The organism is Methanosphaera sp. A6, assembly GCF_001729395.1.
In the GTDB taxonomy this organism is placed as follows: domain Archaea; phylum Methanobacteriota; class Methanobacteria; order Methanobacteriales; family Methanobacteriaceae; genus Methanosphaera; species Methanosphaera stadtmanae.
Genome location: NZ_MAIF01000132.1, coordinates 1 through 15097, shown reverse-complemented (window position 1 = coordinate 15097; position 15097 = coordinate 1). Strand labels below are relative to the sequence as shown.

Genomic DNA, 15097 nt, shown 5'->3' with positions numbered 1-15097 from the left:
TGCTTTTTGTCTGTTTATTTCAACTATTGAATTTAAGGATATATTTAAATCTTTATTGATATTTACTTCTAATACATCATCTTCAATATAACTAATATTACCCTTAATTAATTTATTTTCTTCTTTTTCCCTTTCAATAAGTTGTGTTAGGGGATATAATATTTTATTTTTTATCTTATATTCTATCATAACAAAAATATAATTATTACTATTTAATTAATATGTATTAATAATTTATTATAATAATGAAAAAGAAATTTAAAACTAAAAATGAATATAAAACTAGTAAAAGTCTTATATTCACCTATAGGATATAATTAGAAATATTGTACTAACAATAGTACACAACTACACTATATTTGTGTATTCCAATATTTAATCATCATGATTAAAATATCGTCTTAGATATAATATTAAATTTAATGTATTTTCATAAATTTAACATAATATTTTTATGTTTAATTTTTTATATTAAACAAATAATATATTATTTTTAAGTATATAATAATTTTATCATTCTAAGAATATTCCAACTCTTAAGTTAGAAATGAATTAAATAAAAAAAATATTATAGAATAGGAATTAGAAAGATCATGTAAATATTAAATAATAACTATAAAATAGTAGATAAATCGACCCATAGAAAAAATATAAGATAAATAGATTAAAATATTATTAGCTAACTAGAACATAACTTCTAAAAAAAAGAGGGAGAAAAAATAAAATGCAAAAAAATTTAGAACAAGAAAATAAACTACTAAAAATGGAATTAGATGAATCCAAAAATAATTATAAAAAATTATCATTAAAAATAGGAAAACTCATATTCCAAAATGAAGAGTATGAAAGGGAAATAAAAAACTTAAAAGAAAAAATCACACAACTAGAACAAGAAAATAACAAATTAAAAAATATTCAAAAAGAAAATAAATGGAATTTAAAATCATTGATCAATAAATAATACTATAAAATATCATCTAAATAAACAATATAATCATCCTTACGTGGTGTTATTTTAGGTTCAAAATCATCAGCAGGATAACCTAAAATAACATGACCAATTCCAATATATTTCTCAGGAATACCCCATACTTTAAGAAGTTCCTTACCTTGAAGACTATCAAATTCTTCACGTGCTCTGTGAATCCAACATCCACCAACACCAATAGCATGAGCAGCATTAAGAATATTACCAATAACTAAACTTCCATCTTCTACACATGTAGGTATCTCACTATTAGCAAGTACTATAATCAAAGTTGAAGTTTTAAAGAATGGATCATAATCTTCTTCAAGCTCTTTTTTAATATCCTCTGGAAAATAGGATAAATTCCATTTTGCTATACGTTCAATAATATCTTCTCTTTGAATTACAAGAATTTTAGGTGATTGAAGACCTAAACCCGTTGGAGCATATGTTGCTGTTTCTAATATTTTTTCTAAATCATCTTTACTTACTACTTCATCTTTAAATTTTCTAACTGAATGTCTTGTCTTTAGATCATTTAATGTTGATTCCATTTTATCAAATCCTCACAATTCTCTTTATTATTTATATTTATTCTTTAAAATAAATAAATTTCCAATATAAAGAGTAGTTATTTTAACATAGACTTATAATCCTCAAATAAACTAACAAAAATATCATAATGATTCATATTATCATTAAAAAGCATGACTGAATCATCATAACTATCATCTAGATAGAATAGTGTTAGAGCTGCAAAATTATCTGCAACTGTATAGAATATCTTATGAATATTATTATTAGATAAATATAATTTGATAGATCCATTAGTTCTTAATTTTTCAAATAATTCATTATATTCAGAAGTTTTTATAGCATTTAGTATATCATTTGAAGTTATTAATTCAAGTGTTGCATTATTTTTATTAATTGTATCAAGTATTGCTGCAATATGTAACTTTGAAAATATTGGGAGTATTATTCTAATTTCTTTTGACTGTTTTATCTTTTCTACATAGAAATTTATACTTTTATAATACTCCACATAATCAGAATATGTTAAAAATCCATCTTTCCATAGATAAAGATATCTTGAAAAATGTAGTGGAATATTATCTATATTATGAACATTCCAACATTTTCTAAGCTTATTTAATACATAAAAATTATCTATAACAGTTTTAAGATTTCTTATTGTAAGATAACCTGCAGAAGATAATTTATATATCTTGTTACTATGTTCTATTAATTTAAGATCTTGTAACTCTTTTAAGGTTCTTAGAATATTACTTTCCTGTTTTAAAACAGTTCCTTTAATTTCTTCAAAATCACATTCCTTATCATATAATAATTCAAGAATATTTATTCGTAAATCAGAATTTACAAGATATTTTATTGAATCATATGATGTGGATGTAATATCTTCTATATTATTAAACATGAAAAACACCACTTATTCTAAATTATTATTTTTAGATATTAATTCTCTTATATCAATATATCCCCGTTTTAATGATTCATATTCCCTAAAAACACGTAAACCCCATCTTCTTGCATTTTCATCTTCTGAACGAAGAACACAATTTTTATTAAATAATCCACTATCTTTTTTAACCAAACCTACAACAATTTCATTTTCAGAAACAACAAGTGCAATATTCAATGGTATTTTACGTAGAGGCTTTATATTAAAGCATATATTTTCCAGTGGTTTATCTGTCTTATAATTATTAGCATGTTGAATTATATATTGGGCAAAATCAAGTGGTACTATTACTTCAAATTCTGATTTTTGATTCATCATAAATGCTATCATATCAGAACAATTCGGATGAAGATATATACAGATAGCTTTTACTAGTCCTTCTCTCATCATTGTTTGTTCTATTGTTTCTGTTGCTAGAAAAGGATTGATATTATCGGCCTGTATTAATTGACTATTATCTATATTGACATATGGAAGTGTAGCTAAACTATCTATATTATCATTTTCTACTTGATGATTGTTTATAAAATCCACATATTCATATATGAAATCAAGGTTATTGTTAAAGTACAATAAATTTACTAATTTCATTTTTGTTGAAGTTGTTAAAGTATATTTTTCATTATTTTTATTAATATATTCAAATTCCTCAAGTTTATTTAAATTATTAGTGATTGAACTATAATTTAAGTTCGTTTTTTCATGTAATTCTTTTACAGTTAATTCTGAATCATATAAGCATATTAATAATTTAAGACGAACCTTTGAATTTGTTAAGAACTTTAATTCCTTTTTAATAATATCAATATAATTATATTCATCATCTAACGTATACATATAATCACCACAGTAATTAATATATATAGTGATAATTTACTAAAATAAATTTACTAGAATATATTCCAAAATACTTTATTTAAAATAAAAAATTTTTTAAAATATTAATAGTAAAATATAAAGAAAAGAAAGAAAAAAGAATAATTGGATAAAAATAGTGTATTTAATATGAAACAACATAATAATGATAAAATATAACATATATTACAAAATAAAACTTATTTTCATTAGAAAATAATAATTACCACATATTTAAATATATTAAATAAAAAATCATAATAATAGAATAAAAAAAGAAAATGAGGTGAAAAAAGTGGATAAAAAAATCATAATAGCAATAGTAATAGTTGCTCTTATAGGAATAGTTGCTGCAACATACAATGCAACAGATGATGAAAATTCTGTATTTAATCCATTATCAGGAGTTTTAACTGATGAACAAACTGTTACAGATCTAGCTGCAATAGAAGCTAATGGTGCAGGAAGTCCAACACAAGAAGATAACAGCAATACAGGAATAAATTCAAAAAACAATGTAGATTCCAAAAACAATGCAAATGGAGCTAGTGGTACTACTACACAAAGTAGTAATAATAATCAAAATAATGCTAATAATGCTACCATAACATCTAATGGAAATAACAATCAACAACAATCAAATCCACAAAAACCAGGAACAAATACTCCTACCAATAAAACACCAAGTAGTAATAGAACTTCACTAATATCTTCAGCACAAGCATCAGTTATTGCAAAAAATGCTGCAATTGCAGATGGATTAACTTCTGTTACAACATCACTTTCAGAAGAAATTACAGCAAATGGTATTAAATATTATTTAATTAATGTTTATTCAAATGGTAAATTTATAGGATATTATGAAATAAGTTCAAAAACAGGAGAAATAACAGGTGGAGCATTTGAAGGAGAAGCACCAGACACTCCACAAAAACCAAGTGATATACCAGACAATCTTAATGATAACAACACACCCCCATATAATCTAGTGAAAAAGTTTAACACGACAAATCATACAGCATAATACTATTTTTCTGAGATAAAATCTCAGAAACACTTTTTTTTATAAATATTTATTTAATCTTTTAATAGCATTATATTTTTCTTTATTATCTATTTTTGCTTGATTAAGAGCATCTTGTATTGTTTTAATAGAATGATCATAAACTTCTCTATCTACAGGATATGGAAAACCATCTTTTCCCCCATGAGCAAAACTATATTTAACAGGATCTTCCCAACTAGCCTTTTGACCATAAACTAAATCACTAATTAATGCTAAGGCTCTTATTTTCTTTGGACCAATACCTTTTAATGAAATTAATTCTTTATAATCAGAAGGTTGAATTTCATAAGCATTTCTTAAAACTTCAAATTCCCTATCAGATAAATCCATATCTAATACTTCATGATGTGAGGGCATGGAAAAGGATACTTGATTATTAAATCCAGTAGGATCATTATCTTTTTCATTAAAATCAAAAAAATCTGTGAGAAGTGTCTGTTTAGGATCTTTTCTTCTAAAATATGTTCTTAAATGTTCCGGATTATCATTTACTAAATCCACACTGATTTTTTGTACTTCTTTACTTTCCTTTGAAGACATATCTAGGCTTTTATCTTCTTTTTTATTACATTCAATAGCAGTATGTGGACTACTTAGAAAATCATCCACACTTGTACTTAGCCAATGATATCTTCTTGCATAACATGTATCAGTATTCATTCCTTGTTGAATAACAGCCCATTTTCCATTTTCTGTTAAGAAGAAGTTATGCTGGTATAAGGTATATGTATCTTGAATACAGGAATTATCTATTTTTGCAGATAGTTTTGAGGATTGAATTAATTCATCTGTTTTTTTACTACTTAAATTAAATGTTGATGAAACATCTTCTAGTTGACTTGGAGTTTTTCTTGAATTTTTTCCTTTACCTCCAAGAACAACAATTCCATGTTCTTCTGGATTTAAACTAGCACGAAGAGCACCACATGTTGTGGTTGTTGTACCTGAAGAATGCCAATCAAATCCAATTACACAAGAAAATCCTTGAAACCAATAGGGATTAGATATTCTTTTGAGAAATTCATCATGACCATACTCTTCAAGAATTACTTCTGTTATTGCAGCTGATAATTTAACCATTCTCTTCCATAACCATGGAGGTGTATGATCACTATGTAATGGTAAATTTGTTATTCCTTTTCTTTGCATAATAATAGATATTTTTATAATCCATTATAAATATTAAGTGAATAAAAAGTAATAACATGAAAAAAAAAAGATAGGAGGATTATTCTAATTACTGTGTAATTAGATTTTTTGCAACTTTTTCAATTACTTCTATTTGATCTTTTTTATCTTTAACAATACCAGGTTCATTATTATCTGGTAGAATTTCCACATCTTTAACATCAAATAATAAATTTAATTGATTGAATAATCCTGATTCTATGTATTTTTCAGTATCTGTTGTGTCTTTTTCTCCTTGTGTAAGTATTATTGATATTTTAATATTTTTTAATTTATCACTATTTATAATTTCAAAGTCATTAAAGTCATTTACACTAACTACATATCCATTTTCATATTTTTGAACATATTCTGTTTGGAAGAATGAATATAATCTATTAATAAATACTGTTGCTTGTGCATTTATTTGTGAAAAGTATATTGGTGCTACTAGTATTATTGCATCACAATCTGTGATTTTTCTTTTTATATCTTGCATATCATCATCTAATATACATATTCCTGCATGTGTTTTACAGTAGTTACATGATTGACATGGTTTTATATGTGCTGTTGATAAATCAATGAATTCTGTGTCAAAACCTTTCTCTCGTGCCATACTTAAAACTTTATTTGATATGACTTTTCCATTACCTGTAAATCTTGGGCTTGCATTAAATCCTATTATTTTCATATTTAATCACCTTTAAAGTAGACTTGTTTCTTAAGCTATATAATATTTTAGAAAAAAATAGAAAAAATATGATTTAATAGATATATATAATTAATAAAAAATAGTATTTTAGCATGCTAATAGAAAATATTAAAGAAATACTATAAATATATTTGAAAATATAAATAGAAAGTCAATATAAATATAGTTAATAATTAAATTTTTTTATTCATATTATAATTTATAAAAAAAGTATTAAAAAAAAATAAGATTCTTCAATAGTTTTCTAGATAATCCATTGTTTCATCAACAGTTGTTGTTATATGATATAACTGAGTGCTATCCCTACTAACAGTATTTTCATTAATCATATCCTCAATCATTTTAATCATAGAATCATAGAAGTTATTAATGTTAAATATTACTATTGGTTTTGAGTGTATTTCTAATTTTTTTAGGGTTATTATTTCAAAGAATTCATCTAATGTACCAATTCCTCCTGGTGTTACTATAAAAGCATCAGATTTTACTAGAAATAATCTTTTTCTCTCAGACATTGATTTAGTGTAGAATATTTTATTACAATGGGGATATATTTCTTCAAATTCATGCATCCATTCTGGTGCTATTCCTATTATTTTTCCATGATTAGCATACACGCCCTTTGCAACTGATCCCATCATTCCATGATTTCCAGATCCAAATACCAATGTATGGTTCTTACTTGCTATTTCTTTACCTAAATCATATCCTACTTCTTTATATGTTTTATTTATACTGTTACTTGCAGAACCATATAGACATATTTTCATTATATCACTCTTTATTCAAGTTGTCCTTCTATTTTTTCTTTTATTTTTGGTGGAAATGCCTTATCAAATTCATTAAGTAATTCAATATCCACAGTATAAGATTCAGGATTTGAGAAAATACCTTGATAATCATTTATTTTATTTTTATCAAATACTTTAATCATGAAAAATGGTGCTTCATCATTTCTATCCATACCTTCATAATGTATATTGTATTTGAATGCTTTTTCAAATCCAAATCTAGAATAGTATTTTTCATCTCCCACAACGATAATTCCAGGATATCCCATTTCTTCTGCTTTTTTAAGTGTGTAATTTATTATTTTACTTCCATAACCTTGTTTTTGGTACTTTGGATGAACACTTACTGGACCTAATATTGGTAATGTTTTAGATTCATTGTTAGAATGAATTTTTCCATTAGCATATACAATATGTGCTATTATATGATTATCTTCTTCTATTAGGTAGTCTAATTGTTTTATGAAAGATTTTGCATATCTCATATTATGAATTATATAATGTTCATAACATCCAGGTCTATATATATTCCAAAATGATTCTCTTACAAGATTTTCCACTTCTCTATAATCAGTTTTTATTTCTTGTCTTATTATCAATAGTATCACCATAACTATTTTGAAAATAATTTTATTTTAAATTCTAGGATTATGTTATTATATTTGTTGTTTATAGAGAGATATATTTTTGTTAAAATTAAATTTAGAAAAAGAGAGTTTTAAGTAGAAGATTATTGAAATTTAATTTTTCAATAAATTCTAGCTGTAATTATTATTCAGGTAATAACAATAGAGGTATTAAGTATAATATTACAAATAATGCTATTAATTCTATTGTGATTTTCAATGCATCTTTGGTAGTATTTTCCATTTTTTTCACCACTCAATTTTTAGTAAAAAAGTTGATTGTATTATGACAACCAATTCCTTGTATAAATTTAAGTTTACCTAAATATATAAATATATGGATTATAACTTTAAAAAAAGAAGAGAACCTAACTTAAAAATTCATCTATATCATCATTATACTTCTTAATAACACCAGATACCCTTTTAAAATACTTATTAGAATATAATTCACCATCATTTCTATTTTCAGAAACATCAAAATACTTTTCATCAACACCTAAAATATCACTAACATACCCATCTTCCAGAGAATTAGTAGTATCATCTTCAGGATTATATGCAGTATTACTTCCATCAAATGCAGGACATACAATAGCACAATACTTTAAATCATACAAAGAAGATTCTCTATTAATACCAGTAGGATCTGGAATATTATATTCTTTTTTCAAGTACTCCTTTTCCTTAATAGTAAAGTTATGAATAGGTGCAGCAAATGGAATCTTACTAATTACAAATCTATCACCAAAAATACTTGCTAAACCACCATTAATCAAGGATTCAACCATGAAACGTGTGGGTGATTCAATAGAAACATAACTACCTAATGAAATAGTATCAATAATATCTTTAACTAAAAGATTATTTCCCCTATACTCTGGTATTACATAGATATACTGAAGAATTAAAGCATTATGATTATTAGCATCAGCACCTTTATATGTACTAAAACCTACAACCTTATCTATAAGAACTATTTCCTTAAATATCATACATTCCTCATCATCAGATAATGTTAAATTCTCCTTATTCATACTATTTAAAATATATTTATAATGTTGTTTAAGTATGGAATTAATAGGTAAACTATATTTACTTTCTGGATTATTAGGATCTATCTTAAAAATTCTACCTTCACCATTTGATCGTATAATAATATCCTTTTTATTAACCAAAACATATACCTCCATTTATTAAAATCATGCCCCTTTATAGATATTTTCCTCAGAAACTATTTTTATTAAATCATGTAACTTACTAGAATATGACAATCTAAAACCTACAGCTCCATGACTTTCTGTTTTAATATTGTTAAGAGTATAATCATCCTCTTTAGCACTATTATTAATAATATACCATATGTATTTTTTATCAACTAAAAATAGTTGTCCTTCACCATACTTACTTTCAGTATAATATGCATCCCCTGGATCATATACAATATCAGCCTTTTTCAAGAGCTTTTTCAAAAATTTTGAAGGTCTTTGACCCTTACTAAATAACTCTTCTATTTGATTCATTACATTATCCTTAATTTCACGTTTTTTAGACAATTCTCTTCTACGAACTTCCCTTTCACTTTCTTGTTTAGCTAATGTTTGGGTTATTCCAAGAATTTCCTCAACAGATTCTACATCTTTTTCTTGACACATCCATCCATGAGGATTACCTTCAATATTCATTATATCTGTAAAATCCTTTGGAGTGTAATGTTTAAAGTATGGTTTTACCCTATCCATATCCTCATCACTAATCTTCTTATTCAATGCATATAACTTTCCAAATTCCTCATAATCAATACATTTAAGAATAAATTGTAGTGATTTATTATTCATTAAATTTCCTCCTCATAAGTATCTATTTTATATTCATTAGATGATGTTAATGTTTTAATTAATTCATGTAACTTCTCAGAATATGGTAATTTAAATCCTATTGCTCCTCCAGCACCATCAATTTCAATATTATTAATATTCCAATTATTTTCTTCCCTACCATTATTCATAATATACCATATCATACTCTTTGTAACAATAAATAAATGTCCTCCACCATAATGATTATTATCTCTAAAACTATTTGCTGGATCATATACAACTTCTGCTACTTTAAGTAGTGTTGAAAGTTTTTGTGGAGGTCTAGGAGCATCAGCAAAAGCAGCTTCAATCTTAAGTTGTGCATCTTCCTTTTCTTTTCTATGTTCATCATAATATTCTCTTTGAAGAGATCTTTCTTTAGCTATTTTATCTAATGTTTCTGTAATACCTAGAGCTTCTTCTACTTTTGAAGCATTTTCCTTTGTACACATCCAACCATGAGGATCTCCTTGGATTTCCATTACATTTTTAAAAAGTGCAGGTGTGAATTTTGTCATATATTTACTAGCTTTTTCTAGCATTTTATCAGATATTTTCTGATTAAATCCATATAATGTACCATATTCTACTGGATCATAACATTTTATTACTAACTTTAAAGGTTTTTTATCTTCCATTAAATCACCAACTTCTTCTTTCTATATTTTTTAATTATCATAATTACTTATACATCAGAGTTATATAGTATTAATAGAATTTATATATTTTATTGTAAAAAAAAGTTTAGAAAAGATACAATAAATTAATCAAAACATTAATATAAATACTGTGCTAATATAAATTTTTAAATCTTTCTAATTCAAAATCAAAAGTTTTAAATTATTTAAAAAAAAGGTACAGGTTATTGAAAACAAAAATAGAAGTTAGAATAAAATTCTTTTTGTAAGTATGTTGTATATTTTTCATATACACTTAATTCTTTTTTTGAAGTCCTAAAATCTTATAAAAAAAGAGGTGGAGAGGTATGAAGAGGATATTTATCCATTTAAATCATTAAAATAAATTATTTTATCAGTTATTCTATTTAATAAATTATGGTCATGACTCACAACAAGTATACCTACTTCATTTTCCTTTGCTATTTTAAGTAAACTAGTCCATATTTGCACTTGTGTTACACAGTCAAGCATTGTTGTTATTTCATCAGCAATTATAAACTTAGTCTTAGGATTTAATGATCTTAGAATACTAAATCTTTGAAGTTCACCCCCAGATAATTCAGAAGGATATCTTTTAAACCATTCCTTTTTTATTCCAAAGTCATCTAATATTTTCTTATCTGGCATCCATGATTCATTAAGAATTTTCTTCATATTCCATCTAGGATTCATCACCTTTTCAGGATGTTGAAATATAAGCTGTACTGGATTAAATCCATCTTCTATAGGCTTGTTATTTAAAGTTATATTACCCTTATAATTTTCCAGGTATCCACTCATTACCTTACATAATGTACTTTTTCCACTTCCACTATCACCAAACAAACCTACTACTTCATTATTATTTAATTGAAAGTTTATATTAGATAATAATTCTCTATCATCTCTATATTTAAATGATATATTCTCTATTTTTAATGTATTCATGATTTACACCTAATTTAATGGATGATAACATCTTACTTGAGTATCATTAACTTGTTCTAGTTTTGGAGGAGTATTTATACATTCTTCTGTTTTATATGGACAGTTTTCATTATATGGACATCCCTTTGGAATTTCTGTGTATGATGGTTGATGTCCTAGAGTTAATTTAAATTCATTTTCTGGTAATGCATCATATAATGCCCTTGTATAGGGGTGTAGTAGATTTTTACCTGTAAGGAAGTTTTCTGTTTTTGTTATTTCTATTACATATCCTAGATATATTATTGCTATTTTATCACTTGCTTTTATTGCAGTGAGAATATCATGTGTTATTAGTAGCATACCTACTCCATTATTTTTTAGTTCTATAAGATCCCTTATTGTTTCATTTACTGCTTCTTCATCTAGTCCAGGTGTTGGTTCATCTGCTATAATTGTATCAGGACTATTAAGTAATGCTGTGGATATTAATACTTTTCGTGCCATACCTCCAGATAATTGAAAAGGATACATTTCATCTACCTTTTCTGAAAGTCCATATTTTTCAAAGATTTTTCTTTGTTTTTCAAGCATGAGTTTTTTCTGATTTTCATCTTCTATATATCCAATTGCCTGTTCTTTTACTTTCATTAATGGATTTAAATAATTTACTGATTGTGGTATTAAACTTATGTTTTTACCTCTTAGTTTTTCTTGTAATGTAGGTGTTAATTCTTGATGTTTGTATTTTATTGTTCCACTTACATTTGCATTTTCTGGTAATATTCCTAGTATTGCATGTGCTAGTAGACTTTTTCCTGAACCACTTGCTCCCAGTACTGCTAGTATTTCATGATCATGTATATCCATTGTCAAATCAGAGATTACTTTCAGTTCTCTTTGTTCTAATCCTTTAATATATTGTGTGAATGATATTGAAAGATTTTTAATTTCTAGTAATTTCAATTATAATCACCTACTTCTGTGCACTTTGTGGATTTAAGAGTTTATTTACATTTTCTCCTATTAAATCAAATAATAATACTAATATTAGTAATGATATTCCAGGATAGAATGCTAACCACCAACAACCTAGACTAAGATAGTTCATTGATTCAGCAAGTATTATTCCTATTGCAGGTTCATGTGGAGATAATCCAAAACCTAAAAATGATATACTTGCTTCGTGCATAATTGCATGTGGAAACATTAAGATTACTCCAACTATAATTTGTGATATTACAAGGGGCAGTATATGTTCCTTTGCTACCCATAATTTACTTTTTCCTAATTGTTGTGATAATTTCACATAATCTGTTGTTTTAATCTTTTTTATTTCTGCTCTTAGTACTCTTGCAAGTGGTGTCCAGTGTGTTAGACCTACCCCCATGATTACCCCATAGAATCCTCCACCAAAAGATATTGATACGAGAATTATCAGTAGTATATGAGGTATTGAACCAAATAAATCAATTATTGCTGCTACAAACTCATCTGTGATTTTATTTATACTTGAAAGTAATCCTAGTATTATAGCAACACATGTACTTATTACTGATGCAAATGCTCCTACACCTATACTTAATCCTAAACCAAGGAGTGTTCTTGTAAACATGTCTCTTCCCATCCAATCTGTTCCAAATGGATGTTCAAATGATGGTGCTTGATTTATAAATTGGAAGTTTGTTGTTAGAGTATTTGAATCTATTAGAAAATTAGATAAAAATACAGTTATAAGTATTAATGATGCAATAATGGTGATTATTATTGTTTTTGTACGTAGATTTGCATGATACAATGTCCATATTTTATTTTCTTTGTCTTTATTTTTCAATAGATTCATTCTCCTTAATTCTTGGATCAACAAAGTAGTATAATATATCTGCAAGCATATTACCTACAAATACAAATACTGCACTTACTAATACTATTCCAAGTAGTAGTGGTACATCACTTTGAAGTCCTGCAGCTACTGCTGTTTGACCTACTATTCCAGGATATGAAAATACTTGTTCTACAAGTACTGCTCCTCCAAACAATTCACTGAATGATAAAAATTGTAGTGTTAGAGCTGGAAGTAATATGTTTCTTATTGCTTGTCTTTCTATTAATGGCCAGCCTGATTCTCCTCTAGCTTTTGCAAACAATATATAATCTGAGGATAATACTTCCACAAGTTCATTTCGTGTATATAATGCTATTGGTGCTACTCCCACTAGACTTAATGTCATTATAGGTAGAGTCATTCTTGAAATCCACTGCCATATTGTAACATTTGATTCAACTGTACCTATTGGTACTCCCAGTCCTATTGGGAACCATCCTAGATATACTGAGAATATTATTAATATAACAAGTCCTATCCAAAATGATGGTGCTGATTGTAGTATGTAACAGTATACTTTAATTACTTTATCAATCCATGTATTCTTATTTTTTCCAGCAAGTATTCCTAGTCCGAAACCTAACACACCACTAATTATCCATGATGTAGCCATTAATGTAATTGATGCTGTGAATTTTTCCATAATTACTTGTGTTACAGGTATACGGTATATTAATGAAACACCAAGATCTCCATGAACTAAATTTAATAACCAACCAGTAATCTTTGTTGTTAATGGTTGATTTACTCCCCAGTACTGTTCAAGTACTGCTCTTTGAGCAGCCGATACTGGAGTTTGTTTTAAATATGCATTTACTGGATCTATTGGTGATAATTCTAGAAGTACAAAACTGAATATTGCAACAGCAATCATTAATAAAATAAAATGAATTGTTTTATTTCTTATAAAATTCATTGTTTTTGTATTCAATTTAATTAATCTCCTATTATAGATGTTATAAAATATGATGTTTTAAAATTTATAAAAAAGAAAAAGAGGGGAATTAATAACTAAATACTATGCAGTTGTGTTTTCACGTGTCCAATCACATATATTAGCAAGATAATCTTGACCCATCATTGGTTCTTTACCCATATTAATTCCATCTTTTACAAAATAACAATAATTATAGTCAGCAACCCATAACCATGGTGCATCACCTTTTGGTCCAAATCCACCATTTCCTGTATATGCTGCTTTAGCCCATAAATTATTTGATTCATTTTGATTTGTGGAACTTAGAGCTTCCTCTAATATAGCATCAACTTCAGAACTATTATATGCATTTGGATTCATATAATCATCTTCTGTGAAGTTTTCCTTACTATGATATTGTTGATATACTGTACGATATGGATTATCTGAGGATTGTTGCATTAATGCAGCTTCACTATACATGTTTTGATAGATTGTATCCCAATCTGTTCCAACTAATTCAATGTTAATACCAAGTGGTTTTGCTTGTTCTGATATTACAGTTGCAAGTGATTGACGTGATTGATCCTTAGAACTATAATATAATTTAAATGATGCATTTTTACCATCTTTTTCTCTTATACCATCACCATTAGTATCAACCCATCCTGCTTGTTCTAATATATTTTTAGCTTCCTGAGGATTATTATCAGTTACTTTTGAATCATTATTTGCATAAACTTGTGAATCTACACCAGAATACTCTGCCTTACCATATCCTTTATATACTGAATTGATTATTGATGTTCTATCAATACCAATATTCAATGCTTCTCTAATAGCCTTATCTGCTGTTACATTGTTACCTACAGCATGACCATTATCTGTTGTAAGTCCAGTATTATTTAAATAAGGTAGTGATAAACCTTGTGCACGAGGACTTGTATAATTTATTAGTTCATATCCATCAACAGTTTGATTTAAGCTTGTAAATGGTGCTTGTACTACATCTGCTTGATGTGATTTAACAAGTTCAAAAGCTGTATCTTCTTCAGGGAAAAGTATTGTTAATTGTGTGAAATATGGTTTTTTACCATAATAATTATCATTAACCTCAAGTATTGCTTGTTGACCTTTATCCCATTGTTTTAATTTATAAGGTCCAGAACCTATAGGAT

General features: G+C 26.5%; 18 protein-coding genes. 2 read left to right on the top strand and 16 right to left on the bottom strand.

The window, feature by feature from the left end:
• The coding region (locus A9758_RS05445) for a hypothetical protein (RefSeq protein WP_143740877.1) at positions 1-189 on the bottom strand (189 nt) is incomplete at its 3' end.
• 535 nt (positions 190-724) lie between these two features.
• On the opposite strand from A9758_RS05445, the gene A9758_RS05440 reads away from it, so the two are divergent.
• Positions 725-961 carry a hypothetical protein gene (locus A9758_RS05440; RefSeq protein WP_011406389.1) on the top strand — a complete coding sequence of 79 codons (237 nt, stop codon included), beginning with the start codon at positions 725-727 and terminating at the stop codon, positions 959-961.
• 2 nt (positions 962-963) lie between these two features.
• On the opposite strand, the gene A9758_RS05435 is transcribed toward A9758_RS05440, so the two are convergent.
• The 3 genes from A9758_RS05435 to A9758_RS05425 all read right to left on the bottom strand — a co-directional run bounded on the left by A9758_RS05435 (position 964) and on the right by A9758_RS05425 (position 3290).
• Positions 964-1521, bottom strand: a complete 558-nt coding sequence (locus A9758_RS05435; protein WP_011406390.1) for a nitroreductase — start codon at positions 1519-1521, stop codon at positions 964-966.
• Between the two features lie 77 nt (positions 1522-1598).
• Positions 1599-2408 (bottom strand): winged helix-turn-helix domain-containing protein, encoded by an 810-nt coding sequence (locus tag A9758_RS05430; protein WP_011406391.1) that lies wholly within the window; start codon positions 2406-2408, stop codon positions 1599-1601.
• Positions 2409-2420: 12 nt separating this feature from the next.
• Positions 2421-3290, bottom strand: a complete 870-nt coding sequence (locus A9758_RS05425; protein WP_011406392.1) for a winged helix-turn-helix domain-containing protein — start codon at positions 3288-3290, stop codon at positions 2421-2423.
• 313 nt (positions 3291-3603) lie between these two features.
• Between A9758_RS05425 and A9758_RS05420 the strand changes: the two genes are divergently transcribed.
• Positions 3604-4332: a hypothetical protein gene (locus tag A9758_RS05420; protein WP_048059728.1), complete on the top strand. Its 729-nt coding sequence runs from the start codon at positions 3604-3606 to the stop codon at positions 4330-4332.
• Between the two features lie 39 nt (positions 4333-4371).
• Here A9758_RS05420 and A9758_RS05415 read toward each other — a convergent pair whose 3' ends face one another.
• The 12 genes from A9758_RS05415 to A9758_RS05360 all read right to left on the bottom strand — a co-directional run.
• On the bottom strand, positions 4372-5523 hold the full coding sequence (locus A9758_RS05415; RefSeq protein WP_011406394.1) for a DUF763 domain-containing protein: 1152 nt from the start codon (positions 5521-5523) through the stop codon (positions 4372-4374).
• 88 nt (positions 5524-5611) lie between these two features.
• The gene (locus A9758_RS05410) at positions 5612-6235 is read right to left on the bottom strand and encodes a flavodoxin family protein (RefSeq protein WP_011406395.1); all 624 of its coding nucleotides are present in this window, start codon (positions 6233-6235) and stop codon (positions 5612-5614) included.
• 254 nt (positions 6236-6489) lie between these two features.
• Positions 6490-7026, bottom strand: a complete 537-nt coding sequence (locus tag A9758_RS05405) for a TIGR00730 family Rossman fold protein (RefSeq protein WP_011406396.1) — start codon at positions 7024-7026, stop codon at positions 6490-6492.
• An 11-nt stretch (positions 7027-7037) separates the two neighbouring features.
• A complete protein-coding gene (locus A9758_RS05400) occupies positions 7038-7655 on the bottom strand; it encodes a GNAT family N-acetyltransferase (protein WP_369815025.1) in 618 nt (205 codons plus the stop codon).
• Positions 7656-8041: 386 nt separating this feature from the next.
• Entirely contained in the window at positions 8042-8851 is an 810-nt protein-coding gene (locus tag A9758_RS05395; RefSeq protein WP_011406398.1) for a hypothetical protein, read from the bottom strand.
• A 24-nt stretch (positions 8852-8875) separates the two neighbouring features.
• Positions 8876-9511, bottom strand: a complete 636-nt coding sequence (locus tag A9758_RS05390) for a hypothetical protein (RefSeq protein WP_011406399.1) — start codon at positions 9509-9511, stop codon at positions 8876-8878.
• Positions 9511-10170 (bottom strand): hypothetical protein, encoded by a 660-nt coding sequence (locus A9758_RS05385; protein ID WP_011406400.1) that lies wholly within the window; start codon positions 10168-10170, stop codon positions 9511-9513. The genes A9758_RS05390 and A9758_RS05385 overlap by 1 nt, the downstream gene beginning before the upstream one ends.
• Positions 10171-10530: 360 nt before the next feature.
• Positions 10531-11139, bottom strand: a complete 609-nt coding sequence (locus tag A9758_RS05380) for an ABC transporter ATP-binding protein (RefSeq protein WP_011406401.1) — start codon at positions 11137-11139, stop codon at positions 10531-10533.
• A 9-nt stretch (positions 11140-11148) separates the two neighbouring features.
• A complete protein-coding gene (locus A9758_RS05375; protein WP_011406402.1) occupies positions 11149-12084 on the bottom strand; it encodes an ABC transporter ATP-binding protein in 936 nt (311 codons plus the stop codon).
• Between the two features lie 10 nt (positions 12085-12094).
• Complete coding sequence (locus tag A9758_RS05370) at positions 12095-12961, bottom strand: ABC transporter permease (protein ID WP_369815024.1); 867 nt, start codon at positions 12959-12961, stop codon at positions 12095-12097.
• Positions 12942-13919: an ABC transporter permease gene (locus A9758_RS05365; protein WP_048059862.1), complete on the bottom strand. Its 978-nt coding sequence runs from the start codon at positions 13917-13919 to the stop codon at positions 12942-12944. Before A9758_RS05365 ends, A9758_RS05370 begins: the two co-directional genes overlap by 20 nt.
• A 102-nt stretch (positions 13920-14021) precedes the next feature.
• Positions 14022-15097, bottom strand: a 1076-nt coding sequence (locus A9758_RS05360; RefSeq protein WP_069776340.1) for an ABC transporter substrate-binding protein, incomplete at its 5' end; no start/stop codon positions are given.